The 18,963-nt window shown below is 60.3% G+C and carries 13 protein-coding genes; 8 read left to right on the plus strand and 5 right to left on the minus strand.

Annotated features, from left to right (window positions below; genetic code table 11):
- Positions 1-80 precede the first annotated feature (80 nt).
- From oppC to AACR77_RS17945, 4 genes are all read right to left on the minus strand, one after another.
- Complete coding sequence (oppC, locus tag AACR77_RS17930; RefSeq protein WP_010674331.1) at positions 81-992, minus strand: oligopeptide ABC transporter permease OppC; 912 nt, start codon at positions 990-992, stop codon at positions 81-83.
- A gap of 14 nt (positions 993-1,006) precedes the next feature.
- A complete protein-coding gene (gene oppB, locus AACR77_RS17935; RefSeq protein WP_010674330.1) occupies positions 1,007-1,927 on the minus strand; it encodes an oligopeptide ABC transporter permease OppB in 921 nt (306 codons plus the stop codon).
- A 97-nt stretch (positions 1,928-2,024) separates the two neighbouring features.
- A complete protein-coding gene (locus AACR77_RS17940) occupies positions 2,025-3,644 on the minus strand; it encodes an ABC transporter substrate-binding protein (RefSeq protein ID WP_042883151.1) in 1,620 nt (539 codons plus the stop codon).
- Positions 3,645-3,924: 280 nt separating this feature from the next.
- On the minus strand, positions 3,925-4,560 hold the full coding sequence (locus AACR77_RS17945; protein ID WP_042883153.1) for a YchE family NAAT transporter: 636 nt from the start codon (positions 4,558-4,560) through the stop codon (positions 3,925-3,927).
- An 832-nt stretch (positions 4,561-5,392) separates the two neighbouring features.
- On the opposite strand from AACR77_RS17945, the gene adhE reads away from it, so the two are divergent.
- The 5 genes from adhE to AACR77_RS17970 all read left to right on the plus strand — a co-directional run bounded on the left by adhE (position 5,393) and on the right by AACR77_RS17970 (position 13,725).
- Positions 5,393-8,068, plus strand: a complete 2,676-nt coding sequence (adhE, locus tag AACR77_RS17950; protein WP_042883155.1) for a bifunctional acetaldehyde-CoA/alcohol dehydrogenase — start codon at positions 5,393-5,395, stop codon at positions 8,066-8,068.
- Between the two features lie 110 nt (positions 8,069-8,178).
- The gene (locus tag AACR77_RS17955) at positions 8,179-9,414 is read left to right on the plus strand and encodes an HD-GYP domain-containing protein (RefSeq protein WP_042883157.1); all 1,236 of its coding nucleotides are present in this window, start codon (positions 8,179-8,181) and stop codon (positions 9,412-9,414) included.
- A gap of 352 nt (positions 9,415-9,766) precedes the next feature.
- The gene (locus AACR77_RS17960; RefSeq protein WP_042883159.1) at positions 9,767-11,458 is read left to right on the plus strand and encodes a sensor histidine kinase; all 1,692 of its coding nucleotides are present in this window, start codon (positions 9,767-9,769) and stop codon (positions 11,456-11,458) included.
- Entirely contained in the window at positions 11,455-12,159 is a 705-nt protein-coding gene (gene btsR, locus AACR77_RS17965) for a two-component system response regulator BtsR (RefSeq protein WP_042883161.1), read from the plus strand. Before AACR77_RS17960 ends, btsR begins: the two co-directional genes overlap by 4 nt.
- Before the next feature lie 144 nt (positions 12,160-12,303).
- A complete protein-coding gene (locus tag AACR77_RS17970; RefSeq protein WP_042883163.1) occupies positions 12,304-13,725 on the plus strand; it encodes a carbon starvation CstA family protein in 1,422 nt (473 codons plus the stop codon).
- 62 nt (positions 13,726-13,787) lie between these two features.
- On the opposite strand, the gene AACR77_RS17975 is transcribed toward AACR77_RS17970, so the two are convergent.
- Positions 13,788-15,431 (minus strand): mechanosensitive ion channel family protein, encoded by a 1,644-nt coding sequence (locus AACR77_RS17975; protein WP_042883166.1) that lies wholly within the window; start codon positions 15,429-15,431, stop codon positions 13,788-13,790.
- Positions 15,432-15,652: 221 nt separating this feature from the next.
- Between AACR77_RS17975 and AACR77_RS17980 the strand changes: the two genes are divergently transcribed.
- From AACR77_RS17980 to AACR77_RS17990, 3 genes are all read left to right on the plus strand, one after another.
- Positions 15,653-15,985: a DUF3302 domain-containing protein gene (locus tag AACR77_RS17980; protein ID WP_042017210.1), complete on the plus strand. Its 333-nt coding sequence runs from the start codon at positions 15,653-15,655 to the stop codon at positions 15,983-15,985.
- A 10-nt stretch (positions 15,986-15,995) separates the two neighbouring features.
- Positions 15,996-17,033: an HlyD family secretion protein gene (locus tag AACR77_RS17985; protein WP_039038992.1), complete on the plus strand. Its 1,038-nt coding sequence runs from the start codon at positions 15,996-15,998 to the stop codon at positions 17,031-17,033.
- 120 nt (positions 17,034-17,153) lie between these two features.
- Entirely contained in the window at positions 17,154-18,914 is a 1,761-nt protein-coding gene (locus AACR77_RS17990; RefSeq protein ID WP_042883168.1) for a DEAD/DEAH box helicase, read from the plus strand.
- Positions 18,915-18,963 lie beyond the last annotated feature (49 nt).

Consider the following 18,963-nt stretch of genomic DNA (forward strand, 5'->3'; position numbering starts at 1 on the left):
TGGGGGCCTGCCCGTGGTGAACGCGGTGCGTTCCCTGAACGGGTCTGATGGCCCCTTGGCGTCTTGCCGGTCCCTGGGTATCAGCGATCCTTGGGATCCAGGGCATCACGCAGACCATCCCCGAGGAAGTTGAAGCAGAACAGGGTCACCACCATGAAACCGGCGGGGAACAGGAGTTGCCAGATGGCCACTTCCATCGACTTGGAGCCTTCATCCAGCAGGGCGCCCCAGCTGGTCATGGGCTCTTGCACGCCCAGACCCAGGAAGCTCAGGAAGGATTCGAACATGATCATCCCCGGCACCAGCAGGGTGGCGTAAACCGCCACTATGCCGAGCACGTTGGGCACGATATGACGGGTGATGATCTTCCACTTGGAGACGCCGCAGACGTGGGCCGCCTCGATGAACTCCTTGCTCTTGAGACTCAGGGTCTGGCCCCGCACGATCCGCGCCATGTCGAGCCAGCTCACCGCCCCGATGGCGAGGAAAATGAGGGCCAGGTTGCGACCAAAGAAGGTCACCAGCATGATCACGAAGAACATGAAGGGGAAGGCGTTGAGGATCTCAAGCACCCGCATCATCAGGCTGTCGACGCGACCGCCGATGAAGCCGGACGCGGCGCCGTAGAGGGTGCCGATGATGACGGCGACCAGGGCCCCCATGATGCCGACCATCAGGGAGATGCGTCCGCCGAGCAGGGTACGCACGAACAGGTCGCGCCCCAGGCTGTCTGTGCCGAACCAGTGGCCGGTCTCCATGTCCGGGGCACTCTGCATGGCCCCCCAGTCCGGGTCATCGAACGTGTACTGGGACAGGTGGGGCCCCACGATCACCGCCAGACCGATGATGGTCAGAATGATGAGGCTGGTCAGGGCCGCCTTGTTGCGCAGGAAACGGCGACGGGCATCCTTCCACAGGGAGCGTCCTTCCACCACTTCCACTTTCTGGGCGAACGCCTCGACGGCTTCGCGCTTTTCAGTTGTGACTACCATGATGTACTCCCGGCTTAGTAACGGATCTTGGGATCGATGACGGCATAGAGAATATCGACCACGGCGTTAAAGGTGATAGTGAGGGCGCCGACCAGAATGGTCAGACCGAGCACCATGGAGTAATCACGGTTGAGGGCACCGTTGACGAACAGCTGGCCAATCCCCGGCAGGCCGAAGATGGTCTCGATGACCACGGAGCCGGTGATGATGCCCACGAAGGCCGGTCCCAGGTAGGAGACCACCGGCAGCATGGCCGGGCGCAGCGCGTGCTTGAGGATGATGTGGCGCAGGGGCAGCCCCTTGGCGCGGGCGGTACGGATGAAGTTGGAGTTCATGGTCTCGATCATGCTGCCGCGCATGATGCGGGAGATGGCCGAGATGTAGTACATCATCATGCCGAACACCGGCAGTACCATGAACTGGGCGCCGCCCCCCTGCCAGCCCCCCGCCGGGAACCAGCCCAGATAGATACTGAAGAAGAGCACCAGCAGCGGTGCCAGCACGAAGCCGGGTATCACCACCCCGGCCATGGCCGACGACATCAACAGGTAGTCGATGAGGGTGTTCTGTTTCAGGGCCGCAATGGTGCCGAAGGTGACCCCCAGGGTCACTGCCAGCAGGAAGGCGACCGAGCCTATCTTGGCGGAGACAGGCAGGGCCTGGCTCACCAGATCATTGACGGTGAAGTCCTTGTATTTGAAGGAAGGCCCCAGATCCCCCTGGACCAGGTTGCCGAGGTAAGTGAGGTATTGCATGCCGATGGGCTTGTCCAGGCCATATTTGGCTTCGATGTTGGCCAGGACTTCCGGCGGCAGGGCGCGTTCGCTGGTGAAGGGGTTACCCGGGGCGAAGCGCATCATGAAGAAGGAGACGGTGATCAAGACCAGCAGAGTCGGGATCGCTTCCAGTAGACGTTTAAGGATGAATTTCAACATAGACATTTCCTGTCCTGTACTGCTTCCAAAGGGTCGCGGTTGTAATAAAGGCCCGCCGTCTGGCGGGCCCTGCTTGTTATGCGACTTGTTTCTTTACTCAGTGAGCAACGATGTACATGTCTTTGCTGTAGATGTTGTCCAGCGGGTTGGCCGGGTAGCCGCCCACGTAGGGCTTGACCATGCGGGAGGTCACGTACTGATAGATGGGGGCGATCGGCATGTCCTTGGCCAGGATCTCTTCGGCCTGGACATAGAGCTTGTTGCGCGCCTCGGCATCCACCTGGTTGCGGGACTCGCTCATCAGCTTGTCGAACGTCGGGTTGGAGTATTTGCCGTCGTTGTTGCCGTGAGTGGTCTGCATCAGATCCAGCATGGAGGAGGCTTCGTTGTAGTCGGCAATCCAACCACGACGGGCCACATCAAACTGGCCTTGCTTGAGCGTCTCCAGATAGGTCTTCCACTCCTGGTTCACCAGGCTCACCTGCACGCCGAGCTTCTTCCACATGGAGGCGACGGCCACGGCCACCTTCTTGTGGTTGTCGTCGGTGTTATAGAGCAGCTCGAACTTGAGCGGGTTGCCCGGGCCGTAACCGGCTTCGGTCAGCAGCTCTTTCGCCTTGGTATCGCGCTCTGCCTGGGTCAGCTTGGACCAGGATGGTGCCACCGGCTTGAAGCCGTCCACGAAGTCGGGCACCAGGGCATAACCCGGGGTCTCACCCTTGCCCATCACCTTGTCGGCGATCACGTCGCGATCGATGGCGTAGGTGAGTGCAGTACGCACCCGCACGTCGTCATAAGGTTTGCGCTTGGTGTTGAAGGTGTAGTAGTAGGTGCCCACATAGCCGCTGACCTTCACTTCGTCCGGCAGCTCTTTCTTCATCTGCTTGAAGCGTTCGATGGGCATGTTGTAGGTCAGATCCACTTCGCCAGCCAGATAGCGGTTCAGCTCGGCGTTGGTGGACTGGATGGGCAGGTAGGTCACCTTGTTGATGACGGTCTTGCCGTTGTTCCAGTAGTTGGGGTTGCGCTCGACGTCGACACGCTCGTTGACCACCCAGTCCTTCAGCACGTAGGCGCCGTTGGATACCATGTTGCCGGGCTGGGTCCACTTGTCACCGAACTTCTCGATCACCTTCTTCGGGACCGGATAGGTGGTGGTGTGGGAGAGCATGCTGACGAAGTAAGGCACCGCCTTCTCCAGCTGCACCTCGAAGGTATGATCGTCCACCGCCTTCACACCCAGAGTGTCGGCCGGCTTCTTGCCCGCGATGATGTCGGAGGCATTGATGATGGTCGGGATCTCCATGTACCAGGAGTAGGGAGAGGCCGTCTTGGGATCCACCGCGCGCTGGAAGGCAAAGACGAAGTCATGCGCGGTGACGGGATCCCCGTTGGACCACTTGGCATCCTTGCGCAGGTGGAACACGTAGTGTTTGTTGTCCTTGGTTTCCCAGGACTCGGCGACGCCGGGCAGGGTTTCGCCCTTGGGGCCGGAGGAGACGAGACCTTCGAACAGGTCACGCAATACGTTGGATTCGGGGGTACCTTCCACTTTCTGGGGATCCAGGGTGGCGGGTTCGGAACCATTGCCTTTCACCAGGGTTTGCTCGGGAGCAAGCTTGGTACCGGCGGGGACATCGGCGGCGTGAGCCAGGGTGGCGCCACCGAAAAGTGCAGTCAATAAAAGGGTATTAATAATTGTTTTTCTATGAGTCATTTCCATACTCCAACAAGAACATTCCATGCATTTGTTATCCACGAGACAAACACCTCGCTGCCCGCATAATTCCCTGACAATTCTGATAATGCAATAGATATCATCAGGAACAGGCCGCTTTCATGGTCAAAAAAACAACTTAAAACCATTTATTCAGCATTTAAATATCCCGAGACGGTCATTTTTCGTACAGGGCCGCTCGATTCTAGGAAATGACCAACAAAAAAGAAACAATAAAAAGCCGGTCACAAGGACCGGCTCCGACAAAAACGGACCTGGCTCACACCAGACCGGGGAAGACTCCCTTGATGCCCGCCACGATGATCTCGATGCCAAGGGACATCATGATGAGACCCATGATACGAGTCACCACGTTGATGCCGGTGTTGCCCATCAGCTTGAACAGCAGGGGAGCGGCGCGGAAGATGAGCCAGGAGCAGCAGGCAAACGCCACCACCACCACGAACATGCCGGCCATCTGGGGCAGGGTCTTCTGGCTGGCATAGACGATGGAAGAGGAGATGGCACCGGGTCCGGCCATCAGCGGCAGAGCCAGGGGCACCACGGCAATGGATTCACGCGCAGCCAGTTCACCCTTCTCCTGCTTGTTATGCTTCACCTCCCCCAGCTTGCCCTGCAGCATGGACCAGGCGATCAAGGTAATCAGCGAGCCACCGGCAATGCGAAACGACGCCAGGGAGATGCCGAAACTGTCGAGGATGAGCTGTCCCATGCACATGGAGACCATCAGGATGATCATCACGGCAATGTGGGCGGTGGTGTTGGTCTTGCGTCGCTCCTCCGGCGACATGTGGCCCGTCAGGCTCACAAAGACCGGCAACAGACCCAGCGGGTTGATGATCGCGAACAGGCCGACGAAAAATTTCAGGTATAAAGAGAAGTCTATTGTTGCCATAGGCGCCATCCAGAACCAATACGAGCCACAAGGGGCCAGCCCCCAAACTGCGCGTAAATTTACACCATGGCTTTTCCCTTCTCCAATCAAATAATCTCACCCTTACCGGGGCTTTTTAGTTAGTTCCGCTAATGTATCGACAAAATTCAACATATCGGGTTGTTAAGGGAGAGAGGTCGCCATTAACATCGCCGGGTGCCATGGCAGCGCGTTATATCAACCCTAAGCCAAGAAACGATATTTTCGGCAAATGGCACCCTTGCTTCTCACCACACCTGCTTGCCGCCCCCACCCGCTCCTGTGACCCCGATTTTTGGCCTTTCTCACCCTGGTGCGGCACCAGTGGGGTCGGCTGTGAAGAGGTGACACGTTCCCTGCCACCGTCAGATGTGCTGTTTCGCCAGGGCGACTGGATGAAAACAACAACCCCTTTCTCAACATAAATGAAACGTCAGGGGCTGGGCGTTCTGCCGCCATCACGGCAATGCCACCTCCCCCCATCCCGGTCAAGGCGAGAATTCATCGGATCCCCTTCCCTAAGCAGATATTCCAAGGGTGCGTGACAGCAGCTCGTGATGCCAAGAAAGGATGACACACTCCCGTAACATAGTGGTGCGACAAGGGGTGAAACAAAATTTCTTTTGTTCTTTTGTTACATATGATCCAGATCAATCTTTTCTGACACATCCCGACCCTATAATCGAGCCAGAAAACAGTTTACTAAGGCATGTAAATACCCCGTTATGGTGATTCTCGCCTTGACAAGGTGGCTATAATTGCCGGGCATTGCCAAGGTCTTACTAAACAGTTTTCAAATCATCAGGAGATAAACATGGCAGTAACCAATTTGGCTGAACTGGATGCACTGGTTGCCCGCGTCAAAGAAGCACAGCGTCAATTCGCCAGCTTCTCGCAAGAGCAGGTAGACAAGGTCTTCCGTGCCGCCGCCCTGGCCGCCAGCAACGCCCGTATCCCCCTGGCCCAGATGGCCGTGGCTGAATCCGGTATGGGTATCATCGAAGACAAGGTTATCAAGAACCACTTCGCCTCCGAATACATCTACAACGCCTATAAAGATGAGAAGACCTGCGGCATCCTGAGCCAGGACGACGAGATGGGCACCATCACCATCGCCGAGCCGGTAGGCATCATCTGCGGTATCGTACCGACCACCAACCCGACTTCCACTGCGATCTTCAAGGCCCTCATCTCCCTGAAGACCCGCAACGCCATCATCTTCTCCCCGCATCCCCGCGCCAAGAACTCCACCAATACCGCTGCCAAGCTGGTACTGGATGCTGCCGTGGCCGCCGGTGCGCCGAAAGACATCATCGGCTGGATTGATCAACCCTCCGTCGAACTCTCCAACGCCCTGATGCGCCACAACGACATCAACCTGATCCTGGCCACCGGTGGCCCGGGCATGGTGAAGGCCGCCTACTCCTCCGGCAAGCCCGCCATCGGCGTGGGTGCGGGCAACGTGCCCATCGTCATCGACGAGACCGCCGATATCAAGCGTGCCGTCGCCTCCATCCTGATGTCCAAGACCTTCGACAACGGCGTGGTCTGTGCCTCCGAGCAGGCTGTCATCGTGGTCGACTCCATCTACAACCAGGTCAAGGAGCGTTTCGCGACCCACGCCGGCTACATCCTCTCCAAGGACGAAGCGGACAAGGTGCGTAAAGTGCTGCTGATCAACGGCGCCCTGAACGCCGACATCGTGGGCCAGCCTGCTACCAAGATCGCCGCCATGGCCGGTGTGACCGTGCCTGCCACCACCAAGATCCTCATCGGTGAAGGTCTGGAACTCTGCGCGGAAGACGAGTTCGCTCACGAGAAACTCTCCCCGACGCTGGGTATGTTCCGTGCCAAGAACTTCGAAGAAGCCGTCGAAATGGCCTGCGACATGGTCAACATCGGTGGTATCGGCCACACCTCCGGTCTCTATACCGACCAGGATCGCAATGCCGACCGCATCAAGTACTTCGGCGACAAGATGAAGACCGCCCGTATCCTCATCAACACCCCCTCCACCCAGGGTGGTATCGGTGACCTGTACAACTTCGCGCTGGCCCCGTCCCTGACCCTGGGTTGCGGCTCCTGGAGTGGTAACTCCATCTCCGAGAACGTCGGTCCCAAGCACTTGATCAACAAGAAGACAGTCGCAAAACGGGCAGAAAATATGCTGTGGCACAAACTTCCGAAATCCATCTACTTCCGTCGTGGTTCCCTGCCGATCGCCCTGGGCGACCTGGAAGGCAAGAAGCGCGCCATGGTGGTGACCGACCGCTTCCTGTTCAACAACGGCTATGCCGATGAAGTGGTTCGCCTGCTCAAGAAGCTGAACATGGAAGTGGAGATCTTCTACGAAGTGGAAGCCGACCCCACCCTGTCCGTGGTCCGCAAGGGCGCCGAGATGGCCAACTCCTTCAAGCCGGACGTGATCGTCGCCCTGGGTGGTGGTTCACCCATGGATGCCGCCAAGATCATGTGGGTCATGTACGAGCACCCGGACACCGCGTTCGAAGACCTGGCCATGCGCTTCATGGACATCCGCAAGCGTATCTACAAGTTCCCGAAAATGGGCGTGAAGGCCGAACTGGTCTGTATCACCACCACGTCCGGTACCGGTTCTGAAGTGACCCCGTTTGCGGTCGTGACCGACGACGCCACCGGCATGAAGTACCCGCTGGCCGACTACGAGCTGACCCCGAACATGGCCATCGTGGATGCCAACCTGGTAATGGGCATGCCCAAATCCTTGTGTGCCTTCGGTGGTATCGACGCCGTGACCCACGCCATGGAAGCCTATGTCTCCGTGCTGGCCAACGAATACTCCGACGGTCAGGCGCTGCAAGCCCTGAAACTGCTGAAGGACTACCTGCCCTCCAGCTACATCAACGGCGCCAACGACCCGGTTGCCCGCGAGAAGGTGCACAACGCCGCCACCATCGCCGGTATCGCGTTTGCCAACGCCTTCCTGGGTGTGTGCCACTCCATGGCCCACAAACTGGGTGCGGAGTTCCACATCCCCCACGGTCTGGCCAACGCCCTGCTGATCAGCAACGTCATCCGCTACAACGCGAACGACAACCCGACCAAGCAGACCGCGTTCTCCCAGTACGACCGTCCGCAGGCTCGCCGTCGCTACGCCGAAGTGGCTGACCACCTGGGCCTGACCGCTGCCGGTGACCGTACCGCCGCCAAGATCGAGAAGCTGCTGACCTGGCTGGACGAGCTGAAGGCTACCCTGGGGATCCCGGCCTCCATCCGCGAAGCCGGCGTGAACGAAGCGGACTTCCTGGCCAAGGTAGACCAGCTGGCGCTGGAAGCCTTCGATGACCAGTGCACCGGCGCCAACCCGCGCTACCCGCTGATCACCGAGCTGAAAGCCATCCTGATGGACACCTACTACGGCCGTCCCTTCATCGAGGAAGCCCCTGCTGCCGCCCCGGTTGCAGCCAAGGTCGACGCCAAGGTGGACAACAAGAAAAAATCCAAGGCCTGATAAACGCCACGGATGACAAAAGCCCGCGCACATGCGCGGGCTTTTTTGTTTGTCTATCTGTTTAATTTTGCTAGCTTGTTGATAGGCAAATTCGACAGAAGAGCTAGTCCATGGCGCTGATACAGGCCTCCATCGAGCAGTTGAGAGTCGGCCACTACATCCATCTTCCCACGGGATGGACGAGCCACCCTTTCATGTTCAACGCCTTCAAAATCAAGGACCAGCAACAGCTCGACATCATCCGCCACCTCGACCTGACCCTGCTGATGGTGGATCCCGACAAGAGCGATCTGCCGGTCGAGCCCCTGCTGCGGGCCGAACCCGTCCCCTCTCTTGAGATGAGCGACACGGGGGATACCACCTCCTCTTCTGAGGGCCCCACCTTCGACGAAAAGGCGTTCAGGCGCTCCCTTCGCATCGCGGACAAGGCGTTCGGTCAATCCCTGTCAGATCTTCGCGACGCCCTTGGCGCCCTCAACCTCAAACCGGACGAAGGCCTGGCCAATACCGCGCAGATAGTGCGCAGCACCGCCGCCCGTCTGGCAGAACACCAGGGGCCGCTCGGTCTGCACCTCATCCGCAGCCAGAACACGGATACCCTGCTGCAACACAGCCTGAGTGTGGCCTTCATCGCCATGCTGATGGCACGGGAGCTTGGCATGAATCCCGTCGAGATCGAGGAGACCGGTCTGGCGGGCCTGCTCCACGACATCGGCGAGCTCAGGATCCCGAGCCAGATCATCCAGAAGCGGGGGGAGCTCAGCAAGGCGGAGCAGAATTTCCTCAACATGCACCCCCAGTACGGACTGGAGATGCTCAACCAGTTGCAGGCTTTCGAACCCAGGATCCGCGAGGTCGCCTACCTGCATCACGAGCGCCTCGATGGCAGCGGCTTTCCCCTCGGGATCAAGGGCGACAAGATCCCCCCCCTCGCCCGCCTCATCGGGCTGGTGGATCACTATGACGAGCTGCTTCACCCGCGCAGCGGCCTCAACCCGCCGGGACCCAGCCAGGTGATCGGCCAGCTCTACAAGCTCTCCCAGAAGAAGTTCGAGCAAACCCAGGTCAGGTTGCTGATAAAAGTGCTGGGGGTCTATCCGCCGGGTTCCCTGGTGCGCCTGGATGACGATGCCCTGGCCCTGGTGCTCTCCACCGAGCCCAGCATGCCCCTCAGACCCAAGGTGCAGCCCTACCTCAAGGGGCAGCGGCCGGAAGGGGTGGCCATGATCGATCTGCGGGAAGATGCGCGAAGCATCGTCGCCACCCTCAGACAGGAAGAGCTGGCCGACGCGCAACGCGCCTTTTTCGGTCTGGGTCGGCGGGTCTGTTACTATTTCGCCTTCTGAGTTATCCCCAGAAGCTGGGGATAACTCATTGGACAAACCTGAATAATTGCTCAGGTCCCCTCGAAATCGTCCACCATTGGAGCTGGATAAAAAACGCCCAGCCGATGACCGGGCGGAGCATGCCACCTCCGTGTGGCGTATCCGGTGGATACCTTCATGCTCGTATCAGCAATATCAAGCGGGCGCAGGTTACACAAATATCAATTTAACGTGCTGATTTTATATGGTTTTATTTTTCCATTCTGGCAAACTGCCGCAGCGTTCAGCCCTCAGCCCGCATCAAGACGGGCTCAGGCTCACCCTGCGTCATGACAACGCCAGGCTCCGGCGTGGTGTTTGAGGAAGCTTTTTTATGCAACTAGTCCTCTCTCTGCTCCAGCAGATGAGCGTCAGCCTGGTCATCGCCTACCTTTTTTCCAAAAGCCCCCTGTTGCGTCCCCTGGCCAACTACTCCGTCAGGCTGCCCCACAAGGTGCTCATCTATGTCATCTTCTCCTGCTTTTGCATCCTGGGAACCTATGTGGGCCTCAACATCGATGACGCCATCGCCAACACCCGGGCGGTCGGTGCCGTACTGGGGGGACTGCTGGGTGGCCCCTTGGTGGGATTCCTGGTGGGGCTGACCGGCGGCCTGCACCGCTATACCCTGGGGGGGTTCACCGATCTCGCCTGCGCCATCTCCACCACCTGCGAAGGCTTGCTGGGGGGGCTGGTGCACTGGCGGCTGATGCGGGCAGGCAGGGTCAATGACCTCTTTGCGCCCAGGGTCGCCTTCTTTACCACCTTCGTGGCCGAGATCATGCAGATGGTGATCATCCTGCTGGTCGCCACCCCCTTCGACAAGTCCCTGCTGCTGGTGCGCACCATCGCCACCCCCATGATCCTCGCCAACTCCTGCGGGGCGGCGCTCTTCATCAGCATGATCCGCGACCAGCAGCGGATGTACGAAAAGTTCTCCCGGGTCTTCTCCGCCAAGGCGCTCACCATCGCCAACCGTACCGTCGGCATCATGAGCCAGGGGTTCACTCCGGAGGCCAGCGGCAAGATAGCCCATATCGTTCAGGAAGAGACCGGCGTCGGCGCCGTCGCCATCACGGACACCGACAAAATCCTCGCCTTCATCGGCACCGGGGAAGATCACCACAAGCCGGGCACCCCCATCACCTCGGCGATCACCCTGCAAGCCATCGCCCAGAACAAGGTGCTGTTCGCCGATGGCAACAGCCAGCCCTATCGTTGCAGCATCTCCCCCCAGTGCCAGCTCGGCTCCGTGCTGGTGATACCCCTGCAGGGTGACGAGGGGGTGATCGGCACCATCAAACTGTATGAGCCCAAGAAGCGGCTCTTCCTCAAGATCAATCACACCCTGGGAGAAGGGATCGCCAACCTGTTGTCCCAGCAGCTGCTGGCAGGCCGCCTGGAGCAGCAGCAGCGCCTGCTGGTGCAATCCGAGCTCAAGCTGGTGCAGGCACAGATAAACCCCCACTTCCTGTTCAACACCCTCAACACCATCAGCGCCATTACCCGCCGCGATCCGGGACGGGCACGGGAGCTGCTGCTGCACCTCTCCCGTTTCTTTCGCAACAACCTCAAGCGCCAGAGCGGCCTGACCACGTTGCGGGAAGAGCAGGAGCACTGCCTCTCCTACCTGGAGATAGAGCAGGCCCGCTTTGGCAAGCGGCTCACCGTCATCAACGAGATCCCGCCCCACCTTGCCGAGGTGCAACTGCCGAGCTTCACCCTGCAACCCCTCATCGAGAATGCCATCAAGCACGGCATCTGCTCCCTGCTGGGAGAGGGGCGACTTCGCCTCTTCGCGAGGGAGACCCCCGAGGCGATCACCCTTTGCGTCGAAGACAACGCCGGGGCCTGGCAGCCATCCGGCCAGGGGGATGGTCTGGGGATGAGCCTGGTGGACAAGCGCCTCAAGAGCGCCTTTGGCGAGCGCTATGGCATTGACGTCCAGTGGGAGCCGGAGCAATGGACCCGGGTCTCCCTGACCCTCCCACGACAACCCCGCACCACCGCCAAGGAGATGACATGATCCGCACCCTGATCGTCGATGACGAGCCCTATGCCCGCGAAGAGCTGGCAGAGCTGCTGGCCAGCGATCCCGACATCGAGATCCTAGGCATGGCGGGCAACGCCATCGAGGCGCTCGGCCTCATCCAGCAACTCAAGCCGGATGTGGTGTTTCTCGATATCCAGATGCCCAAGTTCAGCGGCATGGAGCTGGTGGCCATGCTCGATCCCCTGCCCCGCATCGTCTTTGTCACCGCGTTCGACGACTACGCCATCCAGGCCTTCGAGGAGAACGCCTTCGACTACCTGCTCAAGCCGGTGGAGCCGGCGCGCCTCGCCAAGACCCTGGCGCGGCTCAGGCAGGACATCACCCCGCAACCGGTCGGGACCCTGGCCCCGACCATCCACCATATCCCCGGATACCTGCACAACCGGGTGCGGCTGCTCCCAACCTCCCAGGTGGAGTACGCCTTCTCCGATCTCGGCGGCGTCCATGTCGCCTGCCAGGGCGAGCTGTTTCACACCCAGCTCACCCTCAAGTCCCTCGAGGAGAAGACCCCGCTGCTGCGCTGTCACCGCCAGTATCTGGTGGCCCCGGCCGCCATCTTCGAAATCCGTTTGCTGGAGAATCAACTGGCGGAGATCGTGACCCCGAGCGGGGCCCGGGTACCGGTCAGCCGCCGCTACCTCAAGGAGCTAAAAGACGAGCTGGGACTGGAATAAAGCGGGGCGCGATGTGCGCCGGATCACAGCGGACAACCGCTCGGGTCGCCATGTCGCCGCTCACCCCCTTTCACCTGCCGTTAACAGAAGTCCCCACCTACACTGGCTGCGCACACCAAAAAATAACAAAGCAGGAGCGTAGCAATGATCTGGTTCTTCCTCTGTGTCGGCTTGTTGATAGCCGGCTACTTCATATACGGCAAATTCATCGAACGGATATTCGGGCCCAAACCCGAGTTGAAGACCCCCGCCATCACCATGGCGGACGGGGTGGACTATGTCCCCATGTCGGACAAGAAGGTCTACCTGGTTCAACTGCTCAACATCGCCGGCGTCGGCCCCATCTTCGGCCCCATCCTGGGTGCCCTCTACGGCCCGGTCGCCATGCTCTGGATCGTCTTCGGCTGCATCTTCGCCGGCGCGGTTCACGACTACTTCTCCGGCATGCTGTCGGTACGCGCCAAGGGCGCCTCTGTACCGACCGTGGTTGGTGAGCACCTGGGCACCGCCGCCAAGCACTTCATGAACCTGTTTGCCGTGGTGCTCCTGATGCTGGTGGGCGTGGTGTTCGTGCTGAGCCCGGCGGGCCTCTTGGCCAACCTCACCTCCACCGACCTGGTCTACTGGATTGTGGCCATCTTCGCCTACTACATCCTCGCGACCATCGTCCCCATCGACAAGATCATCGGCCGCTTCTACCCCATCTTCGGCGCGCTGCTGGTCTTCATGTCCGTCGGCCTCATCATCGGCCTCATCGTCTCCGGCAAGGGCTTCTACAACACAGGGATGGACTTCTCCAACCTGCACCCGACAGATCTGCCGCTCTGGCCGCTGCTGTTCATCACCATCGCCTGTGGTGCCGTCTCCGGTTTCCACGCCACCCAGTCTCCGCTGATGGCGCGCTGCATGCAGAACGAGAGCTCCGGTCGCTTCATCTTCTACGGAGCCATGATAGGGGAAGGGATCATCGCCCTCATCTGGTGCACCCTGGGTCTCTCCTTCTACGACAGCACCGAGGCACTCAACGCCACCCTGGCCAGCGGCGGCCCCTCTGCCGTGGTGCACGAAGTCTCCACCAGCCTGCTCGGTACCGTGGGCGGCATCCTGGCGATCCTCGGCGTGGTGATCCTGCCCATCACCTCCGGTGACACCGCGTTTCGCAGTGCCCGCCTCATCGTGGCGGACTTCCTGAACCTGACCCAGAAGCCCATGGCCAAGCGTCTGCTCATCGCCATCCCCATGTTCATCCTTGGTTTCATCATCTCCAAGGCCGAGTTCGGGGTGATCTGGCGCTACTTCGGCTGGGCCAACCAGACCACCGCCGTCATCATGCTGTGGGCTGCGGCCGCCTACCTCATCAAGGAAGGCAAGCTGCACTGGGTATGCACCATTCCCGCCATCTTCATGACCGCAGTGGTCATCACCTACCTGGCCAACGCCCCTATCGGTTTCGGCCTCGAGATGAATGTTTCCACCATCATCGGTCTGGTGAGCACCGCCCTCATCACCCTCGCCTTCCTGGTAAAATTCAGGCCCTCCCAACTGAGAGAGGCCAAAGAGAGCTGAGGCATCAGCTTCTCTTCATGACAAGAGGCCCGGCATTGCTGCCGGGCCTCTGCTTTTTGTGGTCACTCCCTGGCGGGGGGCTCGGCGGAATCGGGCGCCCGGGCCGGCGCCTGATACCACTGCTCCCTGGCCACCAGCACAGCCTGCTCCGGCTGGGCAATGAAGTTGGGGGACATGATCTGCACCCCGAACTCGTTGAAGACATCCTGAATATGGCCATGGAGCTCCGTCTTGACCACTGCAGGGAGTTCGCTTGCCTTCATTCTTACCTGCAACTCGTACTCCACATACCAATCCTGCAGATTCAACTGCCGCACCAAGGGAGCTTCATCCTGATTGAGCCGGGTGCAACGCCGCGCGGCCAGCTCCAGCATGGCATGTACCTGACGCCAGGGGGTGTCATAACCGATGGTCACCTTGGTCAGCAGGGCCACCCCCTTCTCGCCCGCCAGCCGTGTCAGGTTCACCACCTTGCCCCCCACCACCACTGCATTGGGCAGCGTGACCTCGTGATCCTGGCGCGTCACCAGCTTGGTCGAGAGGGCGTTGAGCTCGCTCACCATCCCCTCCACCTCGCCGATCTGCACCAGATCCCCTGGCCGCAGTGCGCGGGAGTAAATGAGCACCAGGCCGCTCATGGCATGGTTCATGATACCGGCCGATCCCAGTGTCACCATCAGACCGAAGAAGACGCTGATCCCCTTGAAGGCATCGGAATCCGCCCCCGGCAGATAGGGGTAGGCCACGGTCAGGGCAAACAGCCAGATCACCACTGACAGCAGTCGCCGGGTGGCGCCTATGGTTTCGGCGTGCAACCCCTGCACCCGAAACTGGCCACGCTCGATACGGTCGAAGAGGATGGCCAGCATCTTGATGAAGAAACGGGTGATGACCACGATAAGCAATACGGTCACCAGACCGGGCATGGCGGCAATCATGCCCTCCAGCATGTCGCCACACAGGGCAAACAGGGATTCCCCAAGCCGATCGCTCCAGGCCCGGGTCTGGGGGAACAGGCCGAGCACATAGGTCAGCCAGCCATAGGTGAGCATGAAGATGAGCAGCAGAGTGATAAGGCCGAGCAAGCGGACCTCGACATTCCCGGTGACCTGACGCCAGGAGTGGGGGATCAGCCCCTTCTGCAGCAGCAGGCGGTTGGCCAGCCACTTTCTGATTCGCCGATGCCCCCGCTGCAACAGCCAGATGAGGCCGAAGAAGATCAGGCTGGCCACCAACGCCAAACCGACGGCCTTGACCAAATAGGGGGTCGAGTGAAGCTCGACATACTTGATACGCACGCCGTCGAGCCGATGCCGGACGCGCTCGGCCGCCTGATCCAGGGTCAGCTCGTCGAATTCATCCAGATCCCCTTCCAGCAGCACCAGAATGCGCTTGCCATTGACCAGAAACTCCCGGCTCTCCTGGCCGTGCCGGGAGCCTTTCACCACGGCCACAGGCGTCATGAGGTCGCTTGGCTCCATCCGCTGAACTCGCTCATGGGCCAGCCGTACCCTGGCCGCCCCATCCAGGCTGCCATATTTAGCCGTCAACATGACGATGGGTTCATGAAGCAGGACCAGGGTCTGTGCCCGCTCCTGCACATTGGGCTCCATCCTGGGCTCGGCGGTCCAGCCGAGGCGGGACCACAACAGGCAGATCAGCAACAGACCAAGCCGCCATCCTTTGCCACTGCACCATTCGTTCATCAGGCTCACCTCTCACCTTGCTCCGCTCGGACATCCATTGCTGTTTGATTTTATCTAACCAAATCAATTTTGTGTGATAAACAAGCAACCGATGAACCATGCCTGTACCGGTATGCCAACTCTCCGATTGCAGACTTGCACCGACGGAATATGCTGTCATTATTGCCGAAGCCTCGACTCGATAATCGAAGCATTGTTTGCGACTCAGACGGGAGAAATCTATGGTACTTGACTACATTGCCCTGGGGATCCTGGTGTTTGTCGTCTTGGTCATGTTCTATGGCATTATCGTCATTCACGATATTCCATATGAAATTGCCAAGCACCGTAATCACCCACATCAGGACGCCATTCACGTGGCAGGCTGGGTCAGCCTGTTCACCCTGCACGTGCTCTGGCCCTTCCTCTGGATCTGGGCCACGATATATCGCCCCGATCGTGGCTGGGGCTTCACGCAACGACTGCAACATGACGAAACCGAGATCAGCGCGCTCAAAGAGGAGCTGGCCGCGCTGCAGGCTCGCATGACCACGCTCGAACAGACCGACAAATAGGTAACGCCCCATGGACCTGCTACTTATTCTCACCTATACGGCCCTCTGCATAGGTATTTTCAAGATCTTCAAGATCCCGCTCAACAAGTGGACCGTGCCGACCGCCGTGCTAGGTGGCGTCATCATCATCGGCACACTCATCATGCTGATGAACTACAACCACCCCTATTCCGAGCTGGCTCGCAACTATTATGTCTCCACACCGGTCGTGCCCCTGGTCAAGGGACGTGTCACCGACGTCCCGGTCAAGCCCAACCAGCCGGTCAAGAAAGGGGATGTACTGTTTCGCATCGACGCTGAGCCCTTCCAGGAGAAGGTCGCCAGCCTGACGGCGCGCCTCGCCTCCAACACCGATTTTCTGAAGGCTCTGGACGCCCGCCTGCGCTCCGCCAGCCTGGACAGGGATCGCGCCCAGGAGCTGATGCGACGGGGCATCGGCAAACAGCGCGACCTCGACGTCACCCAGGCCAACGTGGATGACATCGTCGCCCAGATAGATCAGCAGAAAGCGACCCTCAATGACCTGAGTGCCCAGCTCAACATCGCCAAGTACGATCTGGAGCAGACCGTGGTCTACGCCCCGAGTGACGGTCATGTCGTGCAACTGGCATTGCGCCCGGGCATGATTGCCGCCCCCTTCATGTTCCGCCCCGTGATGACCTTCATTCATGAAGATGCCAATGCCTATGTCGGCTGGTTCTGGCAGAACAGCATGCAGCGGCTCAAGGCGGGTGACGAGGCCGAAGTCGTGCTCGACGGCATTCCGGGTCGCATCTTCAAGGCCAAGGTGCAGTCCGTTATCCCGGCCATGGCTCCGGGCAACATCCAGGCACAGGCGGGTCTTATCGATCAGACTTCGGCCCAGGTACCGGGTCGCCTGCCCATCGTGCTCGAGATCACCGATCCCGAGTGGGCAAACTACCAGGTGATCGCGGGTTCCAGCGGTCAGGCCGCCATCTATACCGAGCACTTCCACCACGTGGCCATCATGCGCAAGATCCTGATGCGCATGGGTAGCTGGCTCAACTACCTGTTCCCCTTCCACTGAGGTCCCTGACCTGCACGGGCCGGCATCTTGCCGGCCCGCTTCCTGTCAGCACGCCCCCCTCGCTGCATTTTCCCCGCAAGATCCCTATAATGGCGCCACCTTGCGCCACAGCCGTTCCCCATGTTCGTTCTCAGACCCTATCAAACCGACGCGGTCAACGCTGTCATCAGCCACTTTCGCAAACACCCGGATCCCGCCGTGGTGGTGCTGCCCACCGGGGCCGGCAAGAGCCTGGTGATCGCCGAACTGGCCCGCAAGGCCCGTGCCCGGGTGCTGGTGCTGGCTCACGTCAAGGAGCTGGTGGAGCAGAACCACGCCAAGTACGAGGCCTGGGGACTCAAGGCCGACATCTTCGCCGCCGGGCTCGCACGCAAGGAGGCGAGCGCCCAGGTGGTGTTCGGCTCGGTGCAGTCGGTGGCGCGCAATCTGGAGGCCTTCGACGGCGCTTTTTCGCTGCTCATCATCGACGAGTGCCACCGGGTCTCGCTCGATGACGACAGCCAATACCATCAGGTGATCGAGCATCTCAAGGCCGCCAATCCGGCCCTCAAGATCCTCGGGCTCACCGCCACCCCCTATCGGCTGGGGCTGGGCTGGATCTACCGGCGCCACTACCACGGCATGGTCAAGAGCCACGGCGAGCGGCTGTTCGGTGACTGCGTGTTCGAACTGCCCCTGCGCTTCATGGTGAAAAACGGCTACCTGACCCCGCCGCGCCTGGTGGACGCCCCCATCGTCCACTACGACTTCAGCAAGCTGGTGCCGCGGGAGAACGGCCTGTTCAGCGAGGCGCAGCTCAACGGCGAGATCAAGCGCCAGGAGCGGGTCACCCCCCATATCCTGAGCCAGGTGCTGGAGTATGCGGCCGACCGGCAGGGGGTGATGATCTTCGCCGCCACCGTCGAGCATGCCCGGGAAATTCATGGCCTGCTCGGTGCCAGAGGCCAGCAGGCCGCCCTCGTCACCGGCGAGACGCCGGGACCGGAGCGCGACGCTCTAATCAGTGCCTTCAAGGCGCGCGAGCTCAAGTTTCTGGTCAACGTGGCGGTGCTCACCACCGGTTTTGATGCCCCCCACGTCGACCTCATCGTGATGCTGCGTCCCACCGAATCGGTGTCGCTCTATCAGCAGATTGTGGGACGGGGCCTGCGCCTCTCACCCGGCAAGAGCGATTGCCTGGTGCTCGACTACGCAGGCAACAACTTCAACCTGTTTGCCCCCGAAGTGGGGGAGCCCAGGCCCCACGCCGGTACCGAGCCGGTTCAGGTACCCTGCCCCGCCTGCGGCTTTGCCAACACCTTCTGGGGCAAGACCGACGAGGATGGCAAGGTGATCGAGCACTACGGCCGCCGCTGTCAGGGACTGTTTGAAGATGACGAGGGCAACCGCGAGGAGTGCGACTACCGCTTTCGCGCCAAGATCTGCCCTGGATGCGGCGCTGAAAACGACATCGCCGCCCGCCGCTGCCAACGCTGTGACCAGCTGCTGGTGGACCCTGACGACAAGCTCAAGGAGGCCCTCAATCTCAAGGACTGCATGGTGATCCGCTGCGCCGGTTTGACCCTGAGCCCTGGGCGCGGCAAGCAGGGGGAGCGGCTGGAGGTGACCTACCACGACGAGGATGGCCTGACCCTGACGGAGTACTTCCCCTTTCACTCCCGGGGTGCACAGCGCTTGTTTCAACAACGCTTTGTGCGTCATCATTGGCCCGCCCCGGGCCTGGAGCCCGAATTCACTACCCTGGCGAGCGTGATGCTCGCGGCAGACCAGTTCCGTCACCCGGATTTCGTCATCGCCCGCAAGTCGGGACGTTTCTGGCAGGTGAAGGAAAAAATATTCGATTACGAGGGGCGTTACCGGACTGCCAACGCCCCGGCCTGACCCCATGGCAGGCGATACCCGGCAGTCACCCGGTTTGATTATCGGGGCG

The sequence above is a fragment of the Aeromonas sp. ZOR0002 genome (assembly GCF_963866995.1).
GTDB lineage: Bacteria > Pseudomonadota > Gammaproteobacteria > Enterobacterales > Aeromonadaceae > Aeromonas > Aeromonas caviae.

Coding starts and splice junctions, on each gene's coding strand:
- oppC (WP_010674331.1), bottom strand. CDS start 992: ATGGTAGTCACAACTGAAAAGCGCGAAGCCGTCGAGGCGTTCGCCCAG.
- oppB (WP_010674330.1), bottom strand. CDS start 1,927: ATGTTGAAATTCATCCTTAAACGTCTACTGGAAGCGATCCCGACTCTG.
- AACR77_RS17940 (WP_042883151.1), bottom strand. CDS start 3,644: ATGACTCATAGAAAAACAATTATTAATACCCTTTTATTGACTGCACTT.
- AACR77_RS17945 (WP_042883153.1), bottom strand. CDS start 4,560: ATGGCAACAATAGACTTCTCTTTATACCTGAAATTTTTCGTCGGCCTG.
- adhE (WP_042883155.1), top strand. CDS start 5,393: ATGGCAGTAACCAATTTGGCTGAACTGGATGCACTGGTTGCCCGCGTC.
- AACR77_RS17955 (WP_042883157.1), top strand. CDS start 8,179: ATGGCGCTGATACAGGCCTCCATCGAGCAGTTGAGAGTCGGCCACTAC.
- AACR77_RS17960 (WP_042883159.1), top strand. CDS start 9,767: ATGCAACTAGTCCTCTCTCTGCTCCAGCAGATGAGCGTCAGCCTGGTC.
- btsR (WP_042883161.1), top strand. CDS start 11,455: ATGATCCGCACCCTGATCGTCGATGACGAGCCCTATGCCCGCGAAGAG.
- AACR77_RS17970 (WP_042883163.1), top strand. CDS start 12,304: ATGATCTGGTTCTTCCTCTGTGTCGGCTTGTTGATAGCCGGCTACTTC.
- AACR77_RS17975 (WP_042883166.1), bottom strand. CDS start 15,431: ATGAACGAATGGTGCAGTGGCAAAGGATGGCGGCTTGGTCTGTTGCTG.
- AACR77_RS17980 (WP_042017210.1), top strand. CDS start 15,653: ATGGTACTTGACTACATTGCCCTGGGGATCCTGGTGTTTGTCGTCTTG.
- AACR77_RS17985 (WP_039038992.1), top strand. CDS start 15,996: ATGGACCTGCTACTTATTCTCACCTATACGGCCCTCTGCATAGGTATT.
- AACR77_RS17990 (WP_042883168.1), top strand. CDS start 17,154: ATGTTCGTTCTCAGACCCTATCAAACCGACGCGGTCAACGCTGTCATC.